Source organism: Microvirga medicaginis (assembly GCF_052658925.1).
In genome coordinates this window covers 89,277-115,467 of the sequence record NZ_JBQWEL010000005.1, presented here as the reverse complement: position 1 = coordinate 115,467, position 26,191 = coordinate 89,277, and the positions used below count along the sequence as shown (strand labels likewise).

The window sequence follows — 26,191 nt, the reverse complement described above, 5'->3', positions numbered from 1 at the left end:
GGTTTCAGTGTCCCCATTGTCCCAACGCAAGCCCCACACCGCCATCGTTCTTGCTGCGGGTCTCGGCAAGCGCATGCTGCCGATTACGGCCTCTATCCCTAAGCCCCTCGTGAAGGTGGCCGGGCAAAGCCTGATCGATTTCGCGCTCGACAAACTGCATGAAGCCGGCATCGGGACGGTGATCGTGAACGTGCACCACTTCGCGGACATGCTGGAAGGGCATCTGCGCATACGCAGTTTCCCGCGGATCGTGATCTCCGACGAGCGGCCGGAACTTCTCGAGACCGGCGGCGGCGTGAAGAAGGCGCTGCCGCTGTTGGGACAAGATCCCTTCATCACCTTCAATTCCGATTCCATGTGGATCGAGGGCGAGGAACCGAATCTGCGGCGCCTCGTGGCGGCCTGGGAGCCTGAGCGCATGGACATCCTGATGCTCGTCGCCCCGTTATCCACAAGTGTTGGCTATGAGGGACGCGGCGACTTTCACCGTGATCCGGATGGCCGCCTGCATCGTCGTGGAACCGATCCGGGTGCGGATTTCGTCTACGCGGGTGTGGCCATCGTGAAGCCGGAACTGGTCGTCGGAACGCCCGAGGGAGCTTTCTCCGCGAACGCTTTCTACGACCGCGCCATCGCGAAAGGACGCCTCTACGGCTTGCCTCTGACGGGGCAATGGCTGCATGTTGGAGAGCCTCACACGATTGCTGAGGCAGAAAAGTGCCTTGCCGCCAGCAAGCGATGAGTGCCCGACGTGTCGAACATGATCCGGAACAGTGGAGACCGGTTTTCCGATCAGATCATGTTTGCCCAAAAAGATTTGCCGCGCGTCTTTTCGATCCCTCCGGGTTGCGCCTTCCTGCCGACCCTGGTGGACGCGCTGCTTGAAGGCCGCCTCGTCGGCGCGCTCTCCGACGATCCTGCCGCTCTTGCCGACGTCACCATCTACGTTCCGACCCGCCGCGCCACCCGCGCGCTGATCGCGCTGCTGGCTGAACGCGGCGCGGGCCGCGCGCAATTGCTGCCGCGCATCGTGCCCTTGGGCGAGACGGATGAAGCCGAATTCGAGCTGACGGGCCTCGAGGGCACGCCCTTCGCGGAAGCCGCGAGCCTGAAGCCGCCCATTCCGCCGCTGGAGCGTCGTCTCATTCTCACGCGCCTCGTGCAGCGCTGGTCCGCAGAAGTGGATCGCGCGCTGCTGCAGCTCGGTCCCGAAGTGCCCTTCATGGTGCCCGCTTCTCCCGCCGATGCGGTGAATCTTGCCGGCGATCTCGAAACGCTCATGGATGCCTTCACGACGGAAGGCATCGACTGGCACGCGCTCGAACTCGCGGTGGATTCCGACTACTCGAAATATTTCGAGATCACGCGCCACTTCGTGCAGATCGCGAGCGAGAACTGGCCGAAGATTCTCGCCGAGCGCCAGGCGAGCGACCCGGCTCAAAGACGCACCGCCCTGATCGAGGCGGAGGCGCGCCGCCTCACCCGCGAACGTCCCGACAATCCCATCATCGTCGCAGGCTCCACCGGCTCCGTGCCTGCGACCGCGCATCTGATGGCCACCATCGCGCGCCTGCCGCGCGGCGCCATCGTGCTCCCGGGCCTCGACACGGATCTGGATGACGAGAGCTGGTCCACCATCGGCGGCGTCGGCGATGACGAGACCGATCCGGTTCACGGCCACCCGCAGGCGTCGCTGCGCCGCCTGACGGACAGGCACCTGCGCATTCCGCGCTCCGAAGTGACCATCCTTGGCGATCTGCCGGAGGCAGCGCAGGCGCGCAACCACCTGCTCTCTGAAGCGCTCCGCCCCGCCGACACCACGGACCGCTGGGCTCTCATCACGCCGGACGAGCGTCTGGCAATGAGCCGCAGCGGCTGTGAGGGTCTTACCATCATCGAGGCCATGGACGAGCGCGAGGAGGCGTTCGCCATCGCGATCGCCCTGCGCGAGACGCTTCAGCATCCCGACAGGACGGCTGCTCTCGTGACGCCCGACCGTGCACTGGCCGCTCGCGTGACGGCGGAGCTCGCCCGCTGGGGCTTGAGCGTGGAAGATTCAGCGGGCATTCCGCTTGCCGATACGCCCGCAGGACGTCTCGCGCGCCTCACCGCGGAAGCCGCAGCCGATGATCTGAGCCCCGTGCGGCTGCTCTCGCTGCTCGCGCATCCGCTGGTGCGTCTGGGCTTCCCGCGTGCCACCGTCGAACATGCCGCGAGCGTTCTCGAAATCGGCGTGCTGCGCGGCCCCGCGCCCGCACCCGGCATCGAAGGCATGCGCGCAGCCCTTGCCACACGCCGCACGGAAAAGGACCATCGCACGCCACGTCCCCGCGCGCGCCTTGACGATGCGGACTGGGACCTCGCCGATACGCTGCTGCAGCGGCTGGGCCTTGCCTTCGAGACCTTCACGCCCGCCGTCCATGGCGAGGAGCGCATCGACCTGATGGCTCTGGTGGAACACCACCGGCGTGCCTTCGAGCTGCTCTGCGCGGGGCCTGAAGACGAACCGGGAGAGAGCGAACCTTCGCTCGAACCGCTTGCCGCTCTCTTCGACGATCTCGAGAACTCGGATATCCGCGAAGAGGAAGGCCATCCGCTTCTCGGCCGCTTCGTCGATTATCCCTCGTTCTTCACCGCGCTCGCCAAGCAGCGCTCTCTGAGCCCCTCGCCGCGTTCCACGCATCGCCGTTTGAAAATTCTCGGTCTGCTCGAAGCGCGTCTTCTCTCGGTCGACCGCGTCGTGCTCGGCGGCTTGGATGAAGGCACGTGGCCGCCGCGCACGGTGACGGATGCATTCCTCAACCGGCCCATGCGCGCCCGCGTCGGCCTGATGCCGCCGGAGCGGCGCATCGGCCAGACGGCGCACGATTTCGTGCAGGCCCTCGGCACCCATGACGTGGTGATCACGCGGGCTAGTAAGCGCGACGGCTCGCCCATGGTGCCCTCGCGCTTCCTGCAGCGCCTCAAGGCTTTTACCGGCAAGGAGGTGTGGGAGCAGATGGTGAGGTCAGGCGAATACTACCGCCGCCTTGCGCGCACGCTCGACACGCCGGAGCCCGCCCCGCCGCTGCCGCGCCCTCGCCCGAAGCCCGATCCTGCGCTCTTCCCGCGCTCTCTCAGTGTCACGGAAGTCGAGACGCTGGTGCGCGATCCCTACTCCATCTTCGCGCGCCACGTCTTGAAGCTTGATGCGCTGGAAGCGATTGCGGTTGCGCCGGGTGCTGCCGATCGCGGCACGATCATTCACGACGTGATCGGTCAGTTTGGCGAGCGCTATCCGAAGGATCTGCCCGCACACGCATCGGAAATCCTGCTGGGTCTCGGCGAAGAAGCTTTCACCGATATTGCTGAAGCCTATCCGGAACTCTATGCCGAATGGTGGCCGCGCTTCGAGCGGCTTGCCATCGCGTTCCTGGATTGGGAGCAGCAGCGTCGCCCGGATCTCCTGGAAGTCTATGCCGAGCGCTCGGGCCGATTGTCGATTCCGCTCCCCGATGGCTCGATCTTCAACCTTCGCGCCCGCGCCGACCGCATCGAGCATCGCCGCGATGGCGGCTTCACCATCATCGACTTCAAGACCGGCCAGCCGCCGGGCGTGCGCGAAGTCTATGCCGGCTTCTCGCCGCAGCTGACGCTCGAAGCGGTGATGCTGATGAAGGGCGCCTTCAAGGGCCTACCCATGGCGAAGGAAACGCCGGATCTCGTCTACGTCCACACCACCGGCGGGCGCGAGCCGATCAAGCCTCGTCAGATTGAGCCGGGGCGCAACGAGGAACGCTCCGTCGCAGAGATCGTGGAGGAGCATCGCCGCCGCTTCGAGGGCATGATCGTGCGTTTCGTGAAGGGCGAGGCGGCTTATGTCTCCCGGCCCTTCCCGAAATATGCGCGGCGCTTCTCGGATTACGATCATCTGGCGCGCGTGAAGGAATGGTCGCTGGCGAGCGCCGGCGGCGGCGAGGCCGGCGAATGAGCAACGATCTCGTCATTCCCGATTACACCAAGGAAGCGCAGCGCCGCGCGGCGAACCCGCGCGCTTCGGCCTGGGTGTCGGCCAATGCGGGCGCGGGCAAGACGAAAGTGCTCACCGACCGCGTCGTGCGCCTGCTGCTCGCAGGCTCGCTGCCGGGGCGCATCCTCTGTCTCACCTTCACCAAGGCCGCCGCCGCCAACATGGCGATCCGCGTGTTCGAGCGGCTGGGACGCTGGGTGACGATGGACGAGGAAAGCCTCGTTGCCGAACTCACGGAGCTCGAAGGCCAGAGACCCACGCGAAACCAAGTGAAGCTCGCCCGCACGCTCTTCGCGCGCGCCGTCGAAACGCCGGGCGGCCTGAAGATCGACACGATCCACGCCTTCTGCGAGCGGCTTTTGCACCTCGTGCCCTTCGAAGCCAATGTGCCTGCGCGCTTTGCGGTGCTCGACGAAAGCCAGACCGAAGAGATGTTGACGCAGGCCATCAGGAACGTGCTGGCGGACACCTCCAACGGCAATGTCCCTCACCTGAAGGATGCGCTCGACATCATCAGCGTCGATGCGGTGGGCGATGCGCTGACGTCCGCCCTCAATGCGGCACTCCGCTGCAAAGACTTTCTGCACGATTCAAGAGGCATCGCGCGTCTGCGCCAGGAGCTTGGTCTCAAAAATGACGAGACGCTTGCGAGCATTGAGCAGGCGATGCTGGAAGGGGGATTCAAGCCCGAGAGCTGGCCCGCCATCGCGCAGGACCTGATGACAGGTAAAGCCACCGATCAGGAGCGGGCGGAAGCCTTCATCGCTGCCGCCAATGCCACCGAGCAGCCTGAGAAGCTGAAGCACTATCTCTCGATCTTCCTGAAGGAATCCGACGGCTTGCCGCGCGCAGAATCGCGCCTCGTCACCAAGTCCGTCGATCCTGCCCTGAAGGAGCGGTTGCTCGATGAGCAAAGCCGCATCTGGAATCTCATGGACAAGCGCAAGGCCGCGCGTGCCGTGGAACGCACGCAGGCGCTTTTCATGCTGGCCTCCGAAATCCACGACCGCGTGGAGCAGGCGAAGATGCGGCTCGGTGCGCTCGATTTCCAGGATCTCATCGACAAGACGCTGGCGCTACTCTCGCGCGGCGACACGGCCTGGGTGCTTTACAAGCTCGATCGCGGCATCGACCATGTGCTGATCGACGAGGCGCAGGACACGAACCCGCAACAATGGGACATCCTGCGCAAGATCACGGAGGATTTCACCGCAGGCCAGGGTGCCGCGGGCGCGCGCATCCGCACGCTCTTCGCGGTGGGCGATCCCAAGCAGTCGATCTACGGCTTTCAAGGAGCTGCCCCGCAAGAATTCGAATCCACCCGCCGCGACTGGTCGAAGAAGGTGCGCGAGGCGGATCTCCTCTTCGAGGACGTGTCGCTCACCATGTCCTTCCGCTCAGGCCGGGCCGTGCTGTCGGCAGTCGATGCCACCTTCGCGGTCGAAAAAAACTTCAAGGGCCTCTCCTTCGAGGACAAGGCTATCGGCACCGTGCACGAAAGCGCCCGCCCGCATGCGCCGGGCCTCGTGGAATTGTGGCCCACCGAAACGCCCGCCGACGAGGAAGAGCCGGAAGCCTGGGTTCTGCCTGTCGACGAGCCCGAACAGCAATCGCCGCCCGTCGTCGTCGCGCGCCGCATCGCGCAGGCCGTGAAGTGCTGGACCACCAAGGGCGACGAGAATGGCCGCGTGTGGACGGCAGGCGATGTGCTCGTTCTCGTGCGCAAGCGCGGTGCCGCTTTCGAGGCCGTGATCCGCGCGCTGAAGGAAGCAGGTGTACCGGTCGCGGGCGCGGACCGGCTCAATATCGGCGAGCACATCGCCGTGCTCGATCTCGTGGCCGCAGGCCGCGCAGCTTTGCTGCCGGATGATGACCTGACGCTCGCGACGGCCCTGAAATCGCCGCTCGTCGGCTTCACCGATGATGACCTCATCCGCATCGCAGCCGATCGCGCGGATGACGAGTCGCTGCATGCGGCCTTGCAACGTCATGCGGCAACAGGCGATGCGAAAGCCAAGCGTGGTTGCGAGGCGCTGCAGGCGTGGCGCGAACTCGCCGCGCAGCACGGCCCCTTCGGCTTCTTCGCCACATTGCTCGGACCGCGTGGTGGACGCTCGCAGCTTGTCGCGCGCTTGGGCAGCGAAGCGGGTGACGCCATCGACGCTTTTCTGTGCTTCGCGCATCAATCGGAAATGACGGAGACGCCTTCGCTCACCGTCTTCCTCAACCGTTTCGAAGCCGCCTCCCACACCATCAAGCGCGATCTCGATTCGGTGAACAACGAAGTGCGCGTGATGACGGTGCACGGCGCAAAAGGTCTCGAAGCCCCCATCGTCATTCTCATCGACGGCTGCGAGGTGCTGGGCCGCGATCCGCCGCTGCTGCAACTGAAGACCAAGACGGGCGAGACGATTCCCGTCTGGTCACCAAGCAAAAAAGAGGATTGCAGCCTGGTCCAAGAGGCGCGCGATCTCCTGCATGCGAAGGGGTATGAGGAGCATAATCGTCTGCTCTACGTGGCCATGACTCGCGCCAAGGACAGACTGGTCATTGCGCCATATCGCACCAGCGGCAACGAAGACCCGCACAATGCCTGGTGCGAGATGATCCGTCACGGGCTCGTCGAAAAGGCGGGCGGCCTGGAGCGTGGCGAAGCGCCTTACGGTCCGATCGAGCTCTGGCGCGAAGGTTCGCCGCTCGCGCGCACGCTCGCCGCCGAATCGGATATCGCGCCGCTCGAGCCCTTCGAGGTGCCGGAGTGGCTCACCCTTCCCGCCCAACCCGAACCCGAGCCCCTGCCCCCGATCCGCCCCTCGAGCGCCCTGGGAGCCGCCGAGCGCATGACGCGGCCGGGTGATGGCCCCTATGCCCCCGAGGCGCGGCTTCGCGGGACCCTGGTCCATGCCTTGCTGGAACGCCTGCCGGCCCTCGGGGCGGAGCATCGGGAAACCATGGCGCGCGCCTATGTGCGGGCCCGCGCGCCGCGCCTTCCCGCGGAGGTGCGCGAATCGGTCATCGCCAATGCGCTCGACGTCCTGGCGCATGAGGATCTCAAAACCCTCTTCGGACCTGGCTCCCGGGCCGAAGCTCCGATTGCGGGCACGGTTCTGACAGCTCAAGGGGAACTCATGGTCTCCGGCCAGATCGACCGCTTGGCCATCCTGGAGAACGAGGTCCTGGTGGCGGATTTCAAGACGACGGCACGGGCGCCCAGGCCCGGTCAGCCGCCGCCTCGATCCTATGTGGCCCAGCTTGCTCTTTACCGGACGCTCCTCTCCAAGATCTATCCGGACAAACGCATCCGAACCTTCCTGGTCTGGACCGCGGGGCCGGTGATCCACGAACTGAGGGAACCGGAGCTTGAGTCGGCTCTTACCCTCATCAAAGCGGCGTGAGGGAAAGAGCCCTTGCTTGATTCCCTCGACGGCCGTTCTTACCTTGGCCCTATCGTCGAGCGGCTCTCAGGTGAGTCGCTGTATCAAAGTTCAAAGGTGATGTGATGGCGACCGTTAAGGTGACCGACGCAAGCTTCGCGCAGGACGTCCTGCAATCCTCCGAGCCCGTCGTGGTCGATTTCTGGGCCGAGTGGTGCGGCCCCTGCCGCATGATCGGCCCGGCTCTGGAAGAGATCTCCAACGAGATGGCCGGCAAGGTGAAGATCGCGAAGGTGAATGTGGACGAGAACCCGCAGATCGCCTCGCAGCTCGGCATCCGCTCGATCCCGGCGCTCATGATGTTCAAGGGTGGTCAGGTGGTGGCCCAGAAGATCGGCGCCGCCCCGAAGGGCGACCTCACCAAGTGGATCCAGGCTTCGGCCTGACCGCTCGCAGAGCGAGAGAATGAAAAGGGGCCTTCCGGCCCCTTTTTCTGTTCCGTTTGATCGATCTACTCGGCCGTCGTGGGATCGATCATGGTACGGACCCGCGAGATGCGATCCGCCGGGAATCCGCCCCGCTTGGCATGCTCGCGGATGATGTCCTCGTTCGGCGCGCGGTAGACGCAGTAGAGCTTGTCATCCGTGACGTAACTGTGGACCCATTGGATCTCGGGCCCGAGGTCTCGCAGAACCCCGCACGAGGTCTGCGACGCTCCTTTCAAATCCTCGGCGGACGCGTTGCCCACGCCAGGCATGTTTCGCTCCGTGACGAATTGCGGCATGATCATCTCGCCGGACGTGCCCGCGCCTCCCTGATTGGGCGGATCGTTTCCAGACGCCAAGGAGGTTCTGCCTCAAGGACCGGATTGGCAAATGCGCAAAGGGGCTATCGGATCGAGCGCAGATTCATCAGGGTGGCGCTACAGCCAGCGCCGTACACGCGCGCGATAGCCACGGTAGACATCGCCGAACTTGCGCTCGAGATAGACTTCTTCGCGAGCCACGACGCCGTAGCGGATGATGATCGCGAAGGGTACCAGCATCAGCAGCAGCCAGAGATTGTCGAATGCGATGCTCAAGCCGATCAGACCCAGGAACATGCCGAGGTAGATGGGATTGCGCGTAAAGCGGTACGGCCCCGTCTCGACGATGGTGGTGGTCGGCCGATTGGTGGGGACGTTCGAACCGGCCCTGGTCATCGTCACGATGGCCCAGGCGACCAGCGCCAGTCCGAAGACGAACACCATCGCGCCAAGCCAGCCTGCAGGCAGGTCGGTTGGCAGGAACGGCAAGGGCACGAGCCCATTGAGCGCAAACCCGGCAAGGACGGCAAGCCCCCATGCAAGCGGCGGCCGAATCATGACGTGAGCGGTATCTGCCGTGTCAGCCATAGCGGGATTGTGAACTTAAGGTCCTTGCCCATGTTACTTGCAGACTAGAGCCTCGGACGAAGAAAGTGGAATCCCCTTTTGGGATTCGATCCGATGCTCCTGTTTAAGCGGCGCATCGTTCGGAGCGGAAAACCGGGCCCACTTTTCGCTGACGCGGCCCTTCGGGGCCGCACGATGCGCTATGATCAAACTGCTTCAAAAGCTGCCCCACACCTCTGGACCATCATGTCTCGGCCTGCGCGATCGGGCACATCAGTTCTGATCAATGGGATTGGTCTTAAATGGCATCTGGAGCCATGTAGATGATCTCCCAGATGTGTCCGTCGAGGTCGCTGAAGCTGCGCCCGAACATGAAGCCGTGATCTTCCGGCTCGCGCACTTCTCGGCCGCCCTGCGCCAAGGCCTTGTTCACGAGCTGATTGACCCGCGCCCTGCTCTCCACGGAAAGCGAGGTGAGCATCTCGGCCATCTTGGAGGCGTCGGCAACAGGCCTGCGGGAGAATTCCCGGAACTTCGCCTCGGTCAGCAGCATGACGAAAATATTGTCCGCGATCACCATGCAGGCGGCGCTCTCGTCAGAGAATTCGGGATTGAGGCCAAAGCCCATGGCTTTGAAAAAGCGCACCGACCGCTGAAGGTCCTTCACCGGCAGGTTGACGTAGATTTTGGTGGCCATGGCCGCTTTTCCTATTCAGGCAGCGTTCCATTGGCTGCCAGCACTTCTCCTGCCAGATAGAGCGAGCCGCAGATCAGGACACGGGGCGGGCGGTCCCAAACGTAGTTGTGGAGCGAGGCGAGCGCGGATTCGACGCTCGACGCGACGGAGGTGGTCAGCCCCACGCTTCCCGCAATCGCCGCCACCTCCTCCGCCGGGCGCGCCGCGATCTGGCCCGCAATCGGCACCGCGATTACCTCGCGCGCGAGACCTGAAAAGTTCTTGAAGAAGGCTCGGGCGTCCTTTGTGCCGAGCATGCCGGTGATCAGCACGAGAGGCGCATCGGAGCGCTCGCTCTGATCGGCCATGGCGGCGGCGAGAACGCGCCCGCCGTCCGCGTTGTGGCCGCCGTCGAGCCACAGCTCGCAGCCTTCAGGCACGATCTCCGGCAGACGGCCTTTCGAGAGACGTTGCAAACGCCCGGGCCATTCCGCCCGGGTGAGGCCTGCTTCGAAAGCGGAGGTTTCGAACTTCTCGAAACCTGCTGCGCGCAAGGCTGCAATCGCCGTGCCGGCATTGGTGAATTGATGACGCCCGACGAGCTTGGGACGCGGCAGATCGAGCAGGCCTTTTTCGTCCTGATAGACGAGGCGACCGCCCTCCTCATGTACGGAGAAATCCTGCTGGCCGACGAGCACAGGCGAGGCACCGATGCGTTCCGCCTCGCTGCAAAGGGTCTGATCGGCCTCCACGTAATCCTGCGGCGCGATGATCGCCGGGCATCCGCGCTTGAAGATGCCAGCCTTCTCCCTGGCGATGGCCTGCAAGGTCGTGCCGAGATATTCCGCGTGATCGTGACCGATCGGCGTGACGACGGCGGCCGCAGGCTTGTCGATCACATTCGTGGCATCGAAGCGTCCGCCCAATCCCACTTCGAGCAGCAGTACGTCGGCAGGCTCCTCGGCGAAGATGAGGAGCGCCGCGGCGGTGGTGATCTCGAACACCGTGATCGGTTCGCCCGCATTCACCGCCTCGCAGCGGCGGAAGGCTTCGACGAGACGATCCTCGGTCACGTAATGCCCACCGCCGAAGCGCCCGAGGCGAATGCGCTCATGAAAGCGTACGAGATGGGGCGAGGTATAGACGTGAACGGCAAGGCCCGCGCTTTCCAGAATCGCCCGCATGAAGGCGATGGTGGAGCCCTTGCCGTTGGTGCCGGCCACATGGATCACGGGCGGCAGACGGCGCTCAGGGTTTCCCAGCTGCTTCAGGAGCCGCTGAATGCGCCCGAGCGACAGGTCGATGGTCTTCGGGTGCAGGGCGAGAAAGCGCGCAATCAGCGCATCGGATGAGTCCAACGCCCTGTCCTCGCTTACTCAGCCGCAGCCGCAACAGCGGTCGTGGACGTGCCTGAGGTCGGAGCAGCCGCCGGGGCTTTCATGAACAGACGCGACAGGCGGGCAATCGTCGGCTTCAGGTCGTGGCGATGCACCACCATGTCCACCATGCCGTGCTCCTTCAGGTATTCGGAGCGCTGGAAGCCGTCGGGCAGCTTCTCGCGGATGGTCTGCTCGATCACACGCGGACCGGCAAAGCCGATGAGAGCGCCGGGTTCGGCGAGATGCACGTCGCCCAGCATCGCGTAGGACGCGGTGACGCCGCCGGTGGTGGGATTCGTCAGCACGACGATGTAGGGCAGACGCGCATCGCGCAGGCGGCGGATCGCCACCGTGGTGCGCGGCATCTGCATGAGGGAGAGAATGCCCTCCTGCATGCGCGCGCCGCCGGAACCGGCGAAGAGCACGAAAGGCGTCTTCTTGTCGAGCGCGGTCTCGGCCCCCTTGATGAAGGCCTCACCCGCCGCCATGCCGAGCGAGCCGCCCATGAAGCCGAAATCCTGCACGGCAATGGTCATCGGCAGCTCTTCGACGCGGCCGAAGCCCACCTTGAAGGCATCCTGCTGGCCGGTCTTGGTGCGGGCATCCTTCAGGCGGTCGATATACTTCTTCTCGTCGCGGAACTTCAACGGATCGACAGGCACTTCCGGCAGCGGCACATCGAGCCAGGTGCCGCCGTCGAACATGAGAGCCAAGCGCTGCGTGGCGGAAATCCGCATGTGGTGGTTGGAGCCGGGGATCACCCACTGGTTCGCCTCCACGTCCTTGTGGAACACGACCTGTCCCGTATCCGGGCACTTGATCCAGAGATTGTCCGGCGTCTCGCGCTTGAAGAGCGTCTTGATCTTCGGACGGACGACTTCGGAAATCCAGTTCATCGTTTACTTCCTTTCAGAGGCGCCTCTTGAGCCCTCATCCTGAGGAGGCCTGTAAGGCCATCTCGAAGGACGGGGGCGTCTCCAGCGCCTACTGGACTTATCCCGAGACGCCGCTTTGCGGCTCCTCGGGACGAGATCCCTTGCAGTTTTACGCGGCCGCGCGCTTCGAGACCGAACGCACACCTTCGCTCAATTCCTTCACCAAGGTGGTGACGGCCTCGACCGTGCGCGAGGTGGCGCGGTCCTGATCGTCCAACGTGCCCTTCAGCACGTCGATGAGGGCCGAGCCCACCACCACGCCGTCGGCGCCCTTGGCCACCGCCGCCGCATGAGCGCCGCTCTTTACGCCGAAGCCCACCACGACGGGAAGAGGCGTGTGATGCTTGATGCGCTCCACCGCCGAGGCGACCTTGCCGAAATCCGGGGTCGCCGCGCCGGTGATGCCGGTGATGGAAACGTAATAAACGAACCCTGCCGTATTGGCGAGCACCGCCGGGAGGCGCTTGTCGTCCGTGGTCGGAGTCGCAAGGCGAATGAAGGCGAGGCCCGCCTTCAGGGCCGGCAGGCAGAGCTCGTCGTCCTCCTCCGGCGGAAGATCCACCACGATCAGGCCGTCGACGCCGGCGTCCTTGGCGTCCGCGAGGAAGCGGTCGACGCCGTAGACGAAGATCGGGTTGAAATAGCCCATGAGGATCACGGGCGTGTCCTGGTCCTCGGCCCGGAAGCGACGGATGAGGTCGAGGGTCTTGACCGTGTCCTGACCGACCTTCAGGGCCCTGAGACCCGCTGCCTGAATCGCCGGGCCGTCGGCCATGGGATCGGTGAAGGGCAGGCCGAACTCCACGATGTCGGCGCCAGCCTTGGGAAGGCTTTTCAGGATGGCCAGCGAGGTTTCCGGGTCCGGGTCGCCCGCCATCACATAGGTGACGAGAGCGGCGCGGCCTTCCGCACGGCATTGTTCAAAACGGGCTTCGATGCGCTTGGTCATGGCGGGGTCTTTAGCATGGGAGGAAGGCAGGGTGAAACCGATTCAACACCACCGTCATGCCCGCGCTCGTCGCGGGTATCCACGTCTTCTGGCGCTACGATTCCCAAGACATGGATGGCCGGGTCAAGCCCGGCCATGACGGAAGAGATCTCAGGCGATCCTGTTCCCCAGATGCTCGGCGATCTGGAACAGATCCTTGTCGCCGCGGCCGCTGATGTTGACCACCATCAGGTGGTCCTTCGGCTTCTTCGGCGCGAGTTCCATGACCTTGGCGAGCGCGTGGCTGGGCTCCAGGGCGGGCAGGATGCCCTCGAGCCGCGAGCAGAGCTGGAAGGCTTCCAGCGCCTCGTCGTCCGTGGCGGAGATGTATGTCACGCGGCCCATTTCGTGGAGCCATGCGTGTTCGGGGCCGATGCCGGGATAGTCGAGGCCGGCGGAGATGGAGTGCGCATCCTGGATCTGCCCGTCCTGGTTCATGAGCAGATAGGTGCGGTTGCCGTGCAGCACGCCGGGGCGGCCGCCGGAGAGCGAGGCCGCATGGAGCTTGTCGAGACCATGGCCCGCCGCCTCGACGCCGTAGATTTCCACGGTCTTGTCGTCAAGGAAGGGGTGGAACAGGCCGATCGCGTTCGATCCGCCGCCGATGCAGGCGACGAGCGAATCCGGCAGGCGGCCCTCCATCTCCATCATCTGCTTGCGGGTCTCCTCGCCGATCACGCACTGGAAGTCGCGCACCATGGCGGGATAGGGATGCGGGCCGGCGACCGTGCCGATGCAGTAGAACGTGTCGGCGACGTTGGTGACCCAGTCGCGCAGGGCCTCGTTCATGGCATCCTTCAGCGTCTTCGTGCCGGACTGCACCGGCACGACCTTGGCGCCCAGCATGTTCATCCGGAAGACGTTCGGCTTCTGCCGCTCCACGTCGACTGCGCCCATATAGACGATGCATTCGAGCCCGAAGCGCGCGCAGAGGGTCGCGGTCGCGACGCCGTGCTGACCGGCGCCCGTTTCGGCGATGATGCGCTTCTTGCCCATGCGGCGGGCGAGAAGGATCTGGCCCAGCACGTTGTTCACCTTGTGCGCGCCGGTATGGTTCAGCTCTTCGCGCTTGAAATAGATCTTCGCGCCGCCCGATAGGCCGGAGGCCGTAGAAACCTCACGAAGATGCTCTGTCATGCGCTCCGCGAAATAAAGCGGGCTCGGACGTCCGATATAGTGCTTGGAGAAATACTCCATGTCGGCATGGAAGGCCGGATCGTTCTTGGCCTCGTTGTAGGCCTTCTCCAGTTCGAGGATGTTCGGCATCAGGGTCTCGGCGACGAAGCGTCCGCCGAACTGGCCGAAATGCCCGCGCTCGTCGGGACCGGTGCGGAAGGAATTGGGTTGAGCTTGAGCTGACACGGCCTGTCCTCTGCCTTAAAAATTCTGGGCAGCGAATGCTGTCCGGGCTGCCTTGATGAAGGCTTCGATCCTTGCCGGGTCCTTCAAACCCGGTCCGCTTTCCACCCCCGACGAGACGTCGACGGCCTTGGGCCTGGTGAGCCTGATGGCCTCCGCCACGTTGTCGGGGTTGAGGCCCCCTGACAACATGATGGGGAGAGCCGGGTCAAGCCCGTTCAGAAGCCTCCAGTCGAAGGACACGCCGTTGCCGCCGGGAAGCGCATTCGCCGTCCGAGGCGGCTTGGCATCGAGCAGGATATGCTCGGCCTCCTTCGCATAGGGAGCAAGCGCCTTCAGATCGCTCTTCTGCGCGACGCCGAGGGCCTTCATGACCGGGCGGTGAATCATGGAGCGGATCTCGGCAACGCGCTCGGGACTCTCGCTCCCATGCAGCTGAATCAGGTCAGGGTTGATGGCCTCGATGGCCTGCGCGATATCCTCGTCGCCGGGGTCGACCAGCAGCACGACGCGCAGGGCGCGGCCCTTCGCCTGCAGCGAGAGGCGATGGCCGAGATCGAGAGTGACATGGCGCGGGCTCTTCGGAAAGCGCACGAATCCCACCATGTCCGCGCCGGCATCCAACGCAGCAGCCAGGGTTTCGGGGGTCGAGAGCCCGCAGATCTTGATCAGGTTATTCATTGTTTCATTTTACGATGGTTTGGATGCTGAGCGCCATACCAGCATTGCCGCAGCCAGATCCTCCAGCGCCGAGCCCACAGACTTGAACACGGTGATCGCCTTGTCGCTCCGCTGCGGCGGGTTGCGGCAAAGCTCGAACAGCGAGCCACGGACATGGCCCTCCGAAATAGCGCCCTCCCGGAGAGAGACGGCCACGTCCCCACCCTCGGTCTTGGCGGCATCGGTATCGACATAGACCTGGCCGCGGCGCAGGGCCTCATCGTCAGCCTCGCGCATCTTCAGATTGAAGGCGCCGACGAGATCGAGATGCGCCCCCTCCTTGAGCCACGCGCCCTTCACGATGGGTGCGGTGGAAAGCGTGGCGCAGGAGACCAGATCGGCCTCACGCAAAGCCGCTTCGAGGTCCGTCACGGCCGTGACGGGGAGCCCCTCGGCACGAAGCTCGGCCGCCATGTTTTCAGCCCTCTCGGGCCGGTGGTTCCATAAGCGAACCTCCCGGATGGGCCTTTGGCTCATATGGGCCCGGATGATGAAGGGTGCAAGCGCCCCCGCCCCCACCATCACCATGCGGCTCGCGTCTGGACGCGCGAGATGCCGCGCGGCGAGCGCCGAGGCGGCGGCGGTCCGCCAGACGGTGAGCCGCGTGCCGTCGAGCACCGCTACGGGCTGGCCCGTCTCGCCATCCATGAGCAGATAGGAGCCCATGACGCTCGGCAGGTTCCTCTTGCCGTTCTCCGGGAATACGGAGACCACCTTCACGCCGACGAAGCCGTCCTGCGTGGCGGGGCCCGTCCAAGCCGGCATCAGCAGCAGCGTTCCATGAGAACCCGCGCGCTCGATCTCATGGTGATGCCGGACAGGCGTGACCATATCGCCCCGAAAGGCATCGCTCAGAGCATCGACCAGAGCAGGAAAGGTGAGGGCCCGATCAATCTCGGCGGAAGAAATGACGCGCATGGACGAGGGGACGCTCTAGAGAGCCTGGAATCGGGATGATTGCGGAGACGGCAGCGTTGCAGGCAGGCCGGCCGCCGTATTCTGGCTGCGCAGGCGCTCGGTCTCGTGGCGCAGCTGGTCCGCCTCGCGGCGGTAGCGACGGCGGGCCTTGCGGGTTTTGCCCTGGGCGAGCCAGCTCGCCATGCCGCCGATCACGACGCCCACCATGACGGCGGCGAAGATCACGGCGAAGAGGGGCAACTGCATCGCGAATTCAGGTGCCTCCTGCGAGAACGGATCCAGCGACAGGGTCACCGGCGCGCGGTTCGCCACCGCCAGCAGAATCACCAGAATCGCAATCGGCAGGAGAATGAGTGCCTTCAGGAAGCGAATCACGAGCGCCTCTTCAATCGTTATTGCGCGGCAGCCGCCTTCATCACCTTGGATGCCGGAGCATTGAGCCGCTGACGCATTTCCTTACCCGTCTTGAAGACAGGAACAACCTTTTCGGAGATCGAAACGGATTCGCCCGTGCGCGGGTTGCGGCCCGTCCGGGCATCGCGCTTCTTCACCGAAAACGCGCCGAAGCCGCGCAGCTCCACCCGATCGCCGCGAGCCAGCGCATCGGCAATGGTGTCGAGGATCGCATTCACGATCTTCTCCACGTCGCGCTGATACAAATGCGGGTTCTGCTCAGCGATTTTGAGCACGAGTTCTGACTTGATCATGAGAAGCTATATCTTTGATGGTGCTTTTATTTTTCGGAAGGTTGCCAGACGACCAGCAGACCGTCAAGCTGGGCAATCCCAGCATGAGCCTCCGTCCTGCGCAGGGCTTCGGCCACTTTCTCGAAACCCAGGAGGTCGACAGCCGTCGCCGCCATGGCAAACAGGGAAATATCCCGGTCGGAGCGCGGCTTCCAATCCCGAATCGGCAGATCCTTCGGAACCTTTCGCTCCTGCTCCAGCCAGGCGACGGCGTCACGCTCGCCGCCAACCTTGTCCACGAGCTTCATGGGCAGGCCCTGACGACCGTTGAAGACCTGGCCTGTCGAGGCCGCGGCAAGCTCGCCCTCGTTCAGGCGGCGACGCTCGCGAACGAGGTTCTTGAACCAGTCATAGGTATCGCCCACCACGTGCTGGAGGGCCGCTCGGGCTTCCGGGCTCGTGGGCTTGAAAGGGCTGGGCTCCGCCTTGAGCGGCGAGGACTTCACCTCCTCCACCTTCACGCCGACCGTGTTCAGCAGTCCCGAGAGATCGGGATACTGGAACAGCACGCCGATGGAGCCCACGAGCGAGGTTTCGCGGGCGACGATGTAGTCCGAGGCAATGGCCGTGATGTAGCCGCCGGAAGCGGCCGTGCCATCGACGAAGGTCACGACCGGCTTCTTCTCGGAGAGACGGCGGATGTTCCGGTAGAGCTCCTCGGAGCCGGTCGTCGTACCGCCGGGGCTGTTGACGGAGATCACGACACCGGAGACGAGATTGGAATCCGCGACCCGCTGCATGAGGTCCGCCATGCGCTGCTGATTGCCCGTGATCAGGCCGTCGACGGAGATGCGGGCGATCTGCTGCTGCACGCCGCCATAGCCCATGCGGTCCGCGGCAGCATAGCCGATGGCGGCGACGGCAGCGATCAACCCGGAGAACCCCGCGATGCGCCAGAAAGACAGCTTGCGGCGCAGACGGCGGCGGTCGGCAATGGCTTCGGCATCGATGGACATCGGTTCGTCTCTAACTCGGTTCACTGATGTGTGGAGGCAGCACCCTAGAGCATCGGGCCCGAAAGTGGAAACCACTTTTGGGATCCCTCCGATGCCCGATTCCTTAAGGAGCGCATCGTGTTGCGCGGAAAGCCGAGGCCGCTTTTCGCTGACGCGGCCCTTCGGGTCACTGACGCAGCCCTCCAGTTCCGCACGATGCGCCGTGAAGGCAGATAGGGCGGCAAGAGATCCATCCAACAAAAAACCCGCGCGATGGATCGCGCGGGGCTTTTTTGTGAATTGGACAAGCAAGATGTGGCGCATGTTCCCTCCCCCTTGCGGGGAGGGGAAGAGCGAGAGCTGATAGGACATCCTGAAACAAAAAATCCCCGGGCCGGAGCCCGGGGATCCATCACGCTCTGACGATCAGAGAGAGATTACTTCTTGCCGGCCTTGTTGAGGGCCGCGCCCAGGATGTCGCCGAGCGACGCGCCCGAGTCGGTCGAGCCGTACTGAGCCATGGCCTCCTTCTCCTCAGCGACCTCGAGGGCCTTGATGGAGAGGGTGACGCGGCGAGCCTTGCGGTCGAACTGCGTGACGCGGGCGTCGATCTTCTCACCCGGAGCGAAACGCTCGGGACGCTGATCGGCGCGGTCGCGAGCGAGCTCCGAACGCTTGATGAAGGTGGTGAGGTCGGTATCGACGATCTTCACCTCCAGGCCGCCGTCCTTCACCTCGAGAACCTCGCAGGTGACGACCTGGCCCTTCTTGAACTCGCCGGCCTCGGCGAAGGGATCGCCCGCCAGCTGCTTGATGCCGAGCGAGATACGCTCCTTCTCCACGTCGACGTCGAGAACCTGAGCGCGAACCATGTCGCCCTTCTTGAACTCGTCGATGACCTGCTCGCCCGGACGGTTCCAGTCGAGGTCCGAGAGGTGGACCATGCCGTCGACGTCGTTCTCGAGACCGATGAAGAGACCGAACTCGGTCTTGTTCTTCACCTCGCCCTCGACGACGGAGCCGACAGGGTGCTTCTCGGCGAAGGCTTCCCACGGGTTCTGCAGCGTCTGCTTCAGACCCAGCGAGATGCGGCGCTTCACCTGATCGACCTCGAGGATCACGACCTCAACCTCCTGAGAGGTGGAGATGATCTTGCCGGGGTGAACGTTCTTCTTCGTCCAGGACATCTCGGAGACGTGGATCAGGCCTTCAATGCCGGGCTCGAGCTCAACGAACGCACCGTAATCGGTGATGTTCGTGACGCGGCCCTTCAGCTTGGCGCCGACCGGGTAGCGGGCGGCAATGCCTTCCCACGGATCGGCCAGGAGCTGCTTGATGCCGAGCGAGATGCGGTGCGTCTCGTGGTTGATCTTGATGATCTTCACCTTCACCGTCTGGCCGATGGTTACGACCTCGGACGGATGGTTGACGCGGCGCCATGCCATGTCGGTGACGTGCAGGAGGCCGTCGATGCCGCCGAGATCAACGAACGCACCGTACTCGGTGATGTTCTTGACCACGCCGTCGATGACCTGACCCTCTTCGAGGTTGGCCACGAGCTCGGAGCGCTGCTCGGCGCGGCTCTCCTCGAGAACCGTGCGGCGCGACACGACGATGTTGCCGCGACGGCGATCCATCTTGAGGATCTGGAACGGCTGAGCCACGCCCATGAGCGGGGTGACGTCGCGGACCGGACGGATATCGACCTGCGAGCGGGGCAGGAACGCCACGGCGCCGTCGAGGTCGACCGTGTAGCCGCCCTTCACCTGGTTGAAGATGGTGCCGTTGACGCGCTCGCCGGCCTCGAAGGCCTTCTCGAGCTTCACCCACGACTCTTCGCGGCGGGCCTTGTCACGGGAGATGACGGCCTCGCCCAGCGCATTCTCGATGCGCTCGACATAAACCTCGACCTCATCGCCGACCTTGATCTCACGGTCGCGGTTGGGGCCGGTGAATTCTTTCAGAGCGACGCGACCCTCGGTCTTCGCGCCGATATCGATGACCGCGACATCCTTCTCGATGGCGACCACCTTGCCCTTCACCACCGAGCCTTCGTTGATCTCGGACGTGCGGAAGGATTCTTCGAGCAGAGCGGCGAAATCTTCACGGCTCGGCTGCTGGAAAGCTGCAGACATAGGTTCTCCTGAATGGCCCTCGTTTAAGGGGCAACGCCGGCGGCTGGTGTTAATGGATCGCCTCCCTCCGCCGCTGCCCGGGACGCCCCTTTAGGGCCATGTCCAAGGCATACCACTCGAAAGCGGGCCGGCGTATCACCGGCGGATGGAAACGCTTTTATCATCAAGACCTTAGCGGAACGCTTACAAGGCGCGCATCACGCACCCGCGAACTCAGCACACCGTCAATGTCTGTCTGATGGGCGTTCCTTTATCGCAAATGGCCTTGGATCACAAGGCTTTCAACCCCATGAGCCTCCCGGCGAGTGCCTTGAGAGGCCCATGGAGCGGTAAGGCTGCCTCAATCCTCGTGGATCTGGCTGTGGTGCTTGGTGTCCCTCATGCGCAGGTACACGATGAGGGACAGGCCGATCATCACGGTCACGTACACGAAGAAGCCGTATTCGATGCCGGCCTGCTTGAACCAGAGCGCCACGTATTCCGCCGTGCCGCCGAACACCGTATTGGCGATGGCATAGGGAAGCGCGACGCCCAGCGCGCGGATATGGGCCGGGAACATCTCGGCCTTCACCACCGCGTTGATCGAGGTGTAGCCGGTCACGATCACGAGGGCTCCCATCGCGAGGGCGAAGGCCATGAGGGGATCCCTGGTGCCCGCAAGCGTCGAGAAGATCAGGTAGGTGAACAGCACGCCGAAGATGCCGAAGCCCACCATGATCGGCTTACGCCCGATGCGGTCCGACAAGGCGCCCGCCACCGGCTGCAGCAGCATGAACACGAACAGGGCCGCCGCCGTGATCTGGCTCGCCGTCTCGCGCCCGAAGCCCGAAGTGTTGACCAGGAACTTCTGCAGGTAGGTAGTGTAGGCATAGAAGGCGAGCGTGCCGCCGGCGGTGAGCGCAATGACCGTGAAAGCCTGGCGCGGATATTTGACGAAGAGCGTCATGCCGCTGGAGCGGGGCTCCTTCGAGCCTTGAGCGTTCTTGTAGGATTGCGTCTCGGAAAGACCCCGGCGGAGATAGAACACGAGCACGGCCAGAACGCCGCCGATGGCGAAGGGAATGCGCCAGCCCCAGGCCTCGAGGTCCTGTTCGGGCAGGACCTGCTGCAGGATCAGCAGCACGCCCAGCGCCAGCAGCTGACCGGAAATCAGCGTGACATACTGGAAGCTCGAGAAGAAGCCGCGGCGGTCCTTGCCGGCCATCTCGCTCAAATAGGTGGCGCTGGCGCCGTACTCGCCGCCGACGCTGATGCCCTGGATCAGGCGCGCCAGAACCAGGATGACGGGCGCGAGCGTTCCGATGCTCTCGTAGCCGGGGGTCACGGCGATCATGAGCGAACCGAGGCACATGAGCGTGACCGAGAGAGTCAGGCCCGCCTTGCGGCCTTTGCGATCCGCGTAGATGCCCATGATCCAGGCCCCGATGGGGCGCATGACGAAGCCGACGGCGAACACGGCTGCAGCGCTCAGAAGCTGAGCGGTCTGGTCGCCCTTGGGAAAGAAGATGGGTGCGAAATAGAGGGTAAAGGCGGAATAGACGTACCAGTCGTACCATTCGACCATGTTGCCGGCGGAGCCGCCGATGATCGATTTCAGGCGCTGCCTGCGATCCGCAAGCGTATTCTGCATGAGCATGAGGATTTTTCTTTCCAAGAATGGGATGCGCTCCACCGCGCCGGAAAGCGCATGGCTCAAGGAGGGGCAGAGGCTTTTTGGAAGGGGGAGCAGCAGCGTTGGCGTCCACTGCGGCCGTTATGGTTGCTGCGGACATACGCCCGGCAGGACGCTTGGTCAAACGAGCAGGCTGAATGCCGCCGGACGACCACCGCTAGGCCTGATATAAATTTTTGATATTTCTGGAAAATCTCTCGGCGGCGCTTCGTCCTTTGCGACTAAAGAGGCACTCGCCACATCCGCGCCTCCGGGACCTTCTAGAGCATCGGACCCAAAAGTGAACTTGCACTTTTGGGATCCATCCGATGCTATCTCACTTAGTGAGCGCATCGTGCGGAAAACCGGATCCACTTTTCGCTGACGCGGCCCTTCGGGTCCGCACGATGCGCTAGAGAGGAATCTCCGACCGCTTCGCCTGGGTGACGGCCCAGTCGAGGGCCTGTTCGAGCCGGTCATTGCCCCAGAACATCTCGCCGTCCTCGGCGAAGAAGGTCGGTGCGCCGAAGATGCCGCGGGAGAGCGCCTCGTCGTTCAGGCGCCGCAGGCGGGTCTTGTTGGTGTCCGATTGGGCGTCCGCAATGACCTCCTCCGGGTCGAGGCCCAGACCCGCCAGGATGCCGGAGAGCACCTCTTGGTCGGAGATGTCCCGCCCCTCCCCGAACTCGGCCGTGTAGACCGCCTTGGTGAAGACCGGCGTCCAGCCCCGGTCGAGGCCGGTGAGGGCGATGCGGGCGGCAAGCAGCCCGTTCTGCGGGAAAGGACTGGGCCTGTAGAAGGGAAGACCGAAGCGCACGGCCTCGCGCTCCATGTCCCGCCACATGTACCGCCCCTTGGCCGGATAGAGGTTGAAGGGCGAGGTGTCCCACCCCTGCGCCTTGAAGACGGGACCTAGGAGAAACGGCCGCCAGACGAGCTCGACGCCCGCTGCCTCCGCCAGCGGCTCGATGCGCATGGCGGCAAGATAGGAATAGGTGGAGGCGAATTCGTACCAGAACTCGCATTGCGGACGACGGACCATGGGCACCTCTCCTTCCCTTGAGGCAAAGAGGAGCTAAGGCATCCCTCGGTTCTTGGATAGGCATCCCTTTTGGTAGGCAGGAATGCCCCATAAGCATGTCGCACTTAAAGCTTTTGCCGTTGCGCTCAAAAGCCTTCCCGGCTAAGTCGCGGGAACCTTTATCATTGGAACTTCGACCATGGCTGAGAAGCGCGTGAACAAGGTCGTGCTCGCCTATTCCGGCGGCCTCGACACCTCCATCATCCTCAAGTGGCTGCAGACCACCTATGGCTGCGAGGTGGTGACCTTTACCGCCGATCTCGGCCAGGGCGAGGAGCTGGAGCCCGCCCGCAAGAAGGCCGAGTTGCTGGGCATCAAGCCGGAGAACATCTTCATCGAGGATCTGCGCGACGAGTTCGTGCGCGATTACGTCTTCCCAATGTTCCGCGCCAATGCGCAGTACGAGGGCCTGTACCTCCTCGGCACCTCCATCGCCCGTCCGCTGATCGCCAAGAAGCAGATCGAGATCGCCGAGAAGGTCGGCGCCGATGCGGTCGCTCACGGCGCGACCGGCAAGGGCAACGACCAGGTGCGCTTCGAGCTCGGCTATTATGCGCTGAAGCCCGACGTGACGGTGATCGCCCCCTGGCGCGAGTGGGATCTGCGCTCCCGCGAGCAGCTGATCGCCTTTGCCGAGGCTCATCAGATTCCGATCGCCAAGGACAAGCGCGGCGAGGCCCCGTTCTCCGTCGACGCGAACCTCCTGCACGCCTCCTCCGAGGGCAAGGTGCTGGAAGATCCGTCCCTGGAAGTGCCGGATTACGTCTATTCGCGCACCAACGATCCGGAGACGGCCCCCGAGAAGCCGACCGTGATCAAGATCGAGTTCCAGAAAGGCGACCCGGTCGCCATCGACGGCCAGAAGATGGGTCCGGCCGACCTTCTCGCGAAGCTCAACGAGCTGGGGCGCCTCAACGGCATCGGCCGTCTCGATCTCGTCGAGAATCGCTTCGTGGGCATGAAGAGCCGCGGCATGTACGAGACCCCCGGCGGCACGATCCTTCACCTCGCCCATCGCGGCATCGAGTCGATCACCCTCGACCGCGGCGCGGCGCACCTGAAGGACGAGCTGATGCCGAAATATGCCGAGCTCGTCTACAACGGCTTCTGGTTCTCGCCGGAGCGCGAGATGCTCCAGGCGCTGATCGACAAAAGCCAAGAATTCGTCACCGGCGAAGTGACGCTCAAGCTCTACAAGGGCGGCGTCCACCTCATCGGCCGTGAGAGCCCCTATACCCTCTACGACCAGGATCTCGTGACCTTCGAGGAAGGCGCCGTGGCCTACGACCACCGCGACGCCGCGGGCTTCATCAAGCTCAACGCCCTGCGCCTGCGCACGCTGGCCCAGCGCAAGAAGAAGCTGGGGCTTTGAGACAATGAATGCGTCGGTCGTTGCCGTCAGCCGCAGCCCGACGCATTCCTTTTCCAAGCCGAATGCGGAGAGCATCCGGCTCATGGCCGATCTCGGCATCGAAGGTGACGCTCACGCGGGAGAAACGGTGAAGCACCGCTCGCGCGTGAAAGTCGATCCCACGCAAGCAAACCTGCGCCAGGTTCATCTCATCCACGCCGAATTGTTCGACGAGCTTGCCGCGAAAGGCTTCCCCGTCGCGCCGGGAGAGATGGGCGAGAACATCACCACACGCGGCATCGATCTTCTCAATCTTCCTGTCGGCACCAAGCTGCACATCGGCTCATCCGCCATGGTGGAATTGACGGGCCTGCGCAATCCTTGCGTTCAGATCGACCGCTTTCGGAAAGGCCTTATGGCGGCGGTTCTCGACCGCGACGGCGAAGGCCAGCTCGTCCGCAAGGCGGGCGTGATGGGGATCGTGCTGGCAGGCGGAGAGGTTTACGCAGGCGACCCGATTTCCATCACCCTGCCGACAGAACCATATCGGCGGCTTGAGCGGGTTTGAGAACGTCCGATGCGGCGTACCGCATCATGGCCGGGCATGTCCCGGCCATTTTCGTTTTTGGCGCACGCTTCATTTATCCCGCCCGGTGACCCATCGCTCCCATCTCGTGAATGTGACGGCACCCTCGGAGGAGAACGGGGAACTTAACCGAATCTCGGCCGTAGACAGAGAGTCTCATCGATTGAGGGAGACCCGATGCCGGCGTCCCATGTCCAGCATCCGCCATCGACCGCCGCGATTGCCGGACACACGATCCACACGATCCTGGCGTCCTTTCCCATCGCCTGCTTCACGCTCGCGCTCGTGACGGACATCACCTACTGGCGGACGTCCTATCTGATGTGGCTGGAGTTCTCCACTTGGCTGCTGTTGGCGGGCATCGTCTTTGGCGTCGCTGCGGCTGTTTTCGGTGCAATCCATGTCCTGGTCCGCTTCGGAACCCGCGCGGTGAGGTTTGGCTGGCCTCCCGTCATCGGCACTCTCATCGTGCTGGTCCTGGCTTTCTTCAACAATCTGGTGCATGCGGCCGATGGCTGGACCGCGATCATGCCCTGGGGGCTCACTCTCTCGGCTCTGACGGTGCTGGCCATGCTCGTAACGGTCTGGCTTGGCACCTCGTTTGCTCATGGTCCTGGCGGGGGAGTGCGCACCTATGACTGATCGCTTCCGACGGCCTTGCGCCGTCATCGCCGGACTCTGTCTCCTCGCGCTCGGCGGCTGCAACGGCGGCAATGAAAACTTCGACGTCCTCAGCCAGATTGGCCCCGATCCGGTCCTGCCGGAGCCCAGCGCGGAGCTCATGCCCGACCTGAAGGTGGCCGAGGTCGTCGGCTGGAAAGAGGGTCAGACGCCGAGGGTCCCCCAGGGCCTCACGGTGACGGCCTACGCCAAGGACCTCGTCAACCCGCGCCTGGTGCGCACGCTGCCGAACGGCGACGTGCTCGTCGTGCAATCGCGCGCACCCGAAGGCAAGCCGTTGGCCCGGCCCAAGGACGTGATCCGCGAATGGATCATGTCGATTGCCAAGGGCGGCGGCGGCGAGCCGCAGAAAAAGAGCAATCTGATCACGCTTCTGCGGGACACGAACCGCGACGGGCAGGTCGACGAGCGCAGGGACCTGCTGACGGGGCTCAACTCGCCCTTCGGTGTCGTTTGGCGCGACGGCACGCTCTACGTGGCCGCAGCCGATGCGATCCTGGCCTATCCCTACCAGCTCGGAGAGACGAAGATCACGGCTGAGCCGAAGGAGCTGGCGCCGCTTCCGGGAGGGCCGATCAACCACCATTGGACCAAGGATCTGGCATTGAGCCCCGATGGGCGCTTTCTCTATGCCTCGGTCGGCTCCAACTCGAATGCGGGTGAGCGCGGGCTCGAGGCCGAGAAGGGCCGGGCCGCGATCTGGCAGGTGGACCGCGCGACAGGCGCTGTCCGGGTCTACGCTTCCGGCCTGCGCAACCCGAACGGTCTGACGTTCCATCCCGAAACCGGAATCCTTTGGACGGTCGTGAACGAGCGCGACGAACTCGGCCCCAATCTCGTGCCGGATTACCTGACCTCCGTGCAGGAGGGCGGCTTCTACGGCTGGCCGTGGAGCTATTATGGCAACCACGTGGACAAGCGGGTGCACCCGCCGCGACCGGATATGGTGGGACAAGCGATCAAGCCCGACTACGCCCTGTCCAGTCATGTCGCGGCGCTCGGCCTGACCTTCTCGATGAATTCGAGCCTGCCGGAGCCTTATGGGAACGGCGCCTTCATCGGCGAGCACGGCAGCTGGAACCGGAATACCTTCAATGGCTACAAGGTGGTCTATGTGCCCTTCGAGAACGGCAGGCCAACCGGCAAGGCGCAGGATGTGGTCACCGGGTTCCTGGAGGGTGACCAGGCCCGCGGCCGGCCCGTCGGAGTTACCATCGACGGCACCGGCGCCCTCCTCATCGCCGATGATGCGGGCAATACCGTCTGGCGTGTGGCAGCCAGCGCCCCGGTCCCGC

22 protein-coding genes and 1 pseudogene are annotated in these 26,191 nt (G+C 64.1%); 8 read left to right on the top strand and 15 right to left on the bottom strand.

Annotated features, from left to right (window positions below):
- Nucleotides 1-7 precede the first annotated feature (7 nt).
- The 4 genes from ACUXUR_RS09115 to trxA all read left to right on the top strand — a co-directional run bounded on the left by ACUXUR_RS09115 (nucleotide 8) and on the right by trxA (nucleotide 7,829).
- Nucleotides 8-742: a nucleotidyltransferase family protein gene (locus tag ACUXUR_RS09115; RefSeq protein WP_445502032.1), complete on the top strand. Its 735-nt coding sequence runs from the start codon at nucleotides 8-10 to the stop codon at nucleotides 740-742.
- A 57-nt stretch (nucleotides 743-799) separates the two neighbouring features.
- Nucleotides 800-3,970, top strand: coding sequence for a double-strand break repair protein AddB (addB, locus tag ACUXUR_RS09110; protein ID WP_445502031.1), 3,171 nt, complete (start codon nucleotides 800-802; stop codon nucleotides 3,968-3,970).
- Nucleotides 3,967-7,404: a double-strand break repair helicase AddA gene (gene addA / locus ACUXUR_RS09105; RefSeq protein ID WP_445502030.1), complete on the top strand. Its 3,438-nt coding sequence runs from the start codon at nucleotides 3,967-3,969 to the stop codon at nucleotides 7,402-7,404. The genes addB and addA overlap by 4 nt, the downstream gene beginning before the upstream one ends.
- A 104-nt stretch (nucleotides 7,405-7,508) precedes the next feature.
- Nucleotides 7,509-7,829, top strand: a complete 321-nt coding sequence (gene trxA, locus ACUXUR_RS09100; protein ID WP_445502029.1) for a thioredoxin — start codon at nucleotides 7,509-7,511, stop codon at nucleotides 7,827-7,829.
- A 65-nt stretch (nucleotides 7,830-7,894) separates the two neighbouring features.
- Here trxA and ACUXUR_RS09095 read toward each other — a convergent pair whose 3' ends face one another.
- The 15 genes from ACUXUR_RS09095 to ACUXUR_RS09025 form a co-directional block, all read right to left on the bottom strand.
- On the bottom strand, nucleotides 7,895-8,227 hold the full coding sequence (locus tag ACUXUR_RS09095; RefSeq protein ID WP_445502028.1) for a DUF4242 domain-containing protein: 333 nt from the start codon (nucleotides 8,225-8,227) through the stop codon (nucleotides 7,895-7,897).
- A gap of 78 nt (nucleotides 8,228-8,305) precedes the next feature.
- Nucleotides 8,306-8,776: a methyltransferase family protein gene (locus ACUXUR_RS09090; RefSeq protein ID WP_445502027.1), complete on the bottom strand. Its 471-nt coding sequence runs from the start codon at nucleotides 8,774-8,776 to the stop codon at nucleotides 8,306-8,308.
- A gap of 277 nt (nucleotides 8,777-9,053) precedes the next feature.
- Nucleotides 9,054-9,452, bottom strand: a complete 399-nt coding sequence (locus tag ACUXUR_RS09085; RefSeq protein ID WP_445502026.1) for a VOC family protein — start codon at nucleotides 9,450-9,452, stop codon at nucleotides 9,054-9,056.
- Between the two features lie 11 nt (nucleotides 9,453-9,463).
- Nucleotides 9,464-10,789 carry a bifunctional folylpolyglutamate synthase/dihydrofolate synthase gene (locus tag ACUXUR_RS09080; protein ID WP_445502025.1) on the bottom strand — a complete coding sequence of 442 codons (1,326 nt, stop codon included), beginning with the start codon at nucleotides 10,787-10,789 and terminating at the stop codon, nucleotides 9,464-9,466.
- Between the two features lie 14 nt (nucleotides 10,790-10,803).
- Nucleotides 10,804-11,706, bottom strand: coding sequence for an acetyl-CoA carboxylase, carboxyltransferase subunit beta (gene accD, locus ACUXUR_RS09075; protein WP_445502024.1), 903 nt, complete (start codon nucleotides 11,704-11,706; stop codon nucleotides 10,804-10,806).
- 148 nt (nucleotides 11,707-11,854) lie between these two features.
- On the bottom strand, nucleotides 11,855-12,694 hold the full coding sequence (gene trpA, locus ACUXUR_RS09070; RefSeq protein WP_445502023.1) for a tryptophan synthase subunit alpha: 840 nt from the start codon (nucleotides 12,692-12,694) through the stop codon (nucleotides 11,855-11,857).
- Nucleotides 12,695-12,844: 150 nt separating this feature from the next.
- Entirely contained in the window at nucleotides 12,845-14,095 is a 1,251-nt protein-coding gene (trpB, locus tag ACUXUR_RS09065; protein WP_445502022.1) for a tryptophan synthase subunit beta, read from the bottom strand.
- A 15-nt stretch (nucleotides 14,096-14,110) separates the two neighbouring features.
- Nucleotides 14,111-14,773, bottom strand: a complete 663-nt coding sequence (locus tag ACUXUR_RS09060; protein ID WP_445502021.1) for a phosphoribosylanthranilate isomerase — start codon at nucleotides 14,771-14,773, stop codon at nucleotides 14,111-14,113.
- Between the two features lie 9 nt (nucleotides 14,774-14,782).
- Nucleotides 14,783-15,730 carry a bifunctional Delta(1)-pyrroline-2-carboxylate/Delta(1)-piperideine-2-carboxylate reductase gene (gene lhpI / locus ACUXUR_RS09055; RefSeq protein ID WP_445502020.1) on the bottom strand — a complete coding sequence of 316 codons (948 nt, stop codon included), beginning with the start codon at nucleotides 15,728-15,730 and terminating at the stop codon, nucleotides 14,783-14,785.
- Nucleotides 15,731-15,745: 15 nt separating this feature from the next.
- Nucleotides 15,746-16,105, bottom strand: a complete 360-nt coding sequence (locus ACUXUR_RS09050) for a lipopolysaccharide assembly protein LapA domain-containing protein (protein WP_445502019.1) — start codon at nucleotides 16,103-16,105, stop codon at nucleotides 15,746-15,748.
- 17 nt (nucleotides 16,106-16,122) lie between these two features.
- The gene (ihfB, locus tag ACUXUR_RS09045; RefSeq protein ID WP_047188125.1) at nucleotides 16,123-16,437 is read right to left on the bottom strand and encodes an integration host factor subunit beta; all 315 of its coding nucleotides are present in this window, start codon (nucleotides 16,435-16,437) and stop codon (nucleotides 16,123-16,125) included.
- A gap of 26 nt (nucleotides 16,438-16,463) precedes the next feature.
- Entirely contained in the window at nucleotides 16,464-17,432 is a 969-nt protein-coding gene (sppA, locus tag ACUXUR_RS09040) for a signal peptide peptidase SppA (protein ID WP_445502018.1), read from the bottom strand.
- A gap of 416 nt (nucleotides 17,433-17,848) precedes the next feature.
- Nucleotides 17,849-19,546, bottom strand: a complete 1,698-nt coding sequence (rpsA, locus tag ACUXUR_RS09035; protein ID WP_445502017.1) for a 30S ribosomal protein S1 — start codon at nucleotides 19,544-19,546, stop codon at nucleotides 17,849-17,851.
- A 340-nt stretch (nucleotides 19,547-19,886) separates the two neighbouring features.
- Nucleotides 19,887-21,182: an MFS transporter gene (locus ACUXUR_RS09030; protein ID WP_445502016.1), complete on the bottom strand. Its 1,296-nt coding sequence runs from the start codon at nucleotides 21,180-21,182 to the stop codon at nucleotides 19,887-19,889.
- A 427-nt stretch (nucleotides 21,183-21,609) separates the two neighbouring features.
- A complete protein-coding gene (locus ACUXUR_RS09025) occupies nucleotides 21,610-22,239 on the bottom strand; it encodes a 2-hydroxychromene-2-carboxylate isomerase (protein ID WP_445502015.1) in 630 nt (209 codons plus the stop codon).
- A gap of 178 nt (nucleotides 22,240-22,417) precedes the next feature.
- On the opposite strand from ACUXUR_RS09025, the gene ACUXUR_RS09020 reads away from it, so the two are divergent.
- From ACUXUR_RS09020 to ACUXUR_RS09005, 4 genes and pseudogenes are all read left to right on the top strand, one after another.
- Complete coding sequence (locus ACUXUR_RS09020; protein ID WP_445502014.1) at nucleotides 22,418-23,650, top strand: argininosuccinate synthase; 1,233 nt, start codon at nucleotides 22,418-22,420, stop codon at nucleotides 23,648-23,650.
- A 4-nt stretch (nucleotides 23,651-23,654) separates the two neighbouring features.
- Nucleotides 23,655-24,197, top strand: coding sequence for an MOSC domain-containing protein (locus ACUXUR_RS09015; protein WP_445502013.1), 543 nt, complete (start codon nucleotides 23,655-23,657; stop codon nucleotides 24,195-24,197).
- A 195-nt stretch (nucleotides 24,198-24,392) separates the two neighbouring features.
- Complete coding sequence (locus ACUXUR_RS09010) at nucleotides 24,393-24,857, top strand: DUF2231 domain-containing protein (RefSeq protein WP_445502012.1); 465 nt, start codon at nucleotides 24,393-24,395, stop codon at nucleotides 24,855-24,857.
- A pseudogene (locus tag ACUXUR_RS09005) lies at nucleotides 24,850-26,178 on the top strand (PQQ-dependent sugar dehydrogenase); the annotation flags it as partial. The gene ACUXUR_RS09010 and the pseudogene ACUXUR_RS09005, both read left to right, overlap by 8 nt.
- Between the last annotated feature and the right edge of the window lie 13 nt (nucleotides 26,179-26,191).

What these genes read in the sequence shown, in the direction of transcription:
- trxA (WP_445502029.1), top strand. Translation starts at nt 7,509, where the DNA reads ATGGCGACCGTTAAGGTGACCGACGCAAGCTTCGCGCAGGACGTCCTG.
- sppA (WP_445502018.1), bottom strand. Translation starts at nt 17,432, where the DNA reads ATGTCCATCGATGCCGAAGCCATTGCCGACCGCCGCCGTCTGCGCCGC.
- ACUXUR_RS09060 (WP_445502021.1), bottom strand. Translation starts at nt 14,773, where the DNA reads ATGAATAACCTGATCAAGATCTGCGGGCTCTCGACCCCCGAAACCCTG.
- addA (WP_445502030.1), top strand. Translation starts at nt 3,967, where the DNA reads ATGAGCAACGATCTCGTCATTCCCGATTACACCAAGGAAGCGCAGCGC.
- addB (WP_445502031.1), top strand. Translation starts at nt 800, where the DNA reads ATGTTTGCCCAAAAAGATTTGCCGCGCGTCTTTTCGATCCCTCCGGGT.
- ihfB (WP_047188125.1), bottom strand. Translation starts at nt 16,437, where the DNA reads ATGATCAAGTCAGAACTCGTGCTCAAAATCGCTGAGCAGAACCCGCAT.
- ACUXUR_RS09015 (WP_445502013.1), top strand. Translation starts at nt 23,655, where the DNA reads ATGAATGCGTCGGTCGTTGCCGTCAGCCGCAGCCCGACGCATTCCTTT.
- trpA (WP_445502023.1), bottom strand. Translation starts at nt 12,694, where the DNA reads ATGACCAAGCGCATCGAAGCCCGTTTTGAACAATGCCGTGCGGAAGGC.
- rpsA (WP_445502017.1), bottom strand. Translation starts at nt 19,546, where the DNA reads ATGTCTGCAGCTTTCCAGCAGCCGAGCCGTGAAGATTTCGCCGCTCTG.
- ACUXUR_RS09085 (WP_445502026.1), bottom strand. Translation starts at nt 9,452, where the DNA reads ATGGCCACCAAAATCTACGTCAACCTGCCGGTGAAGGACCTTCAGCGG.
- accD (WP_445502024.1), bottom strand. Translation starts at nt 11,706, where the DNA reads ATGAACTGGATTTCCGAAGTCGTCCGTCCGAAGATCAAGACGCTCTTC.
- ACUXUR_RS09010 (WP_445502012.1), top strand. Translation starts at nt 24,393, where the DNA reads ATGCCGGCGTCCCATGTCCAGCATCCGCCATCGACCGCCGCGATTGCC.
- ACUXUR_RS09090 (WP_445502027.1), bottom strand. Translation starts at nt 8,776, where the DNA reads ATGGCTGACACGGCAGATACCGCTCACGTCATGATTCGGCCGCCGCTT.
- ACUXUR_RS09025 (WP_445502015.1), bottom strand. Translation starts at nt 22,239, where the DNA reads ATGGTCCGTCGTCCGCAATGCGAGTTCTGGTACGAATTCGCCTCCACC.
- lhpI (WP_445502020.1), bottom strand. Translation starts at nt 15,730, where the DNA reads ATGCGCGTCATTTCTTCCGCCGAGATTGATCGGGCCCTCACCTTTCCT.
- ACUXUR_RS09020 (WP_445502014.1), top strand. Translation starts at nt 22,418, where the DNA reads ATGGCTGAGAAGCGCGTGAACAAGGTCGTGCTCGCCTATTCCGGCGGC.
- ACUXUR_RS09030 (WP_445502016.1), bottom strand. Translation starts at nt 21,182, where the DNA reads ATGCTCATGCAGAATACGCTTGCGGATCGCAGGCAGCGCCTGAAATCG.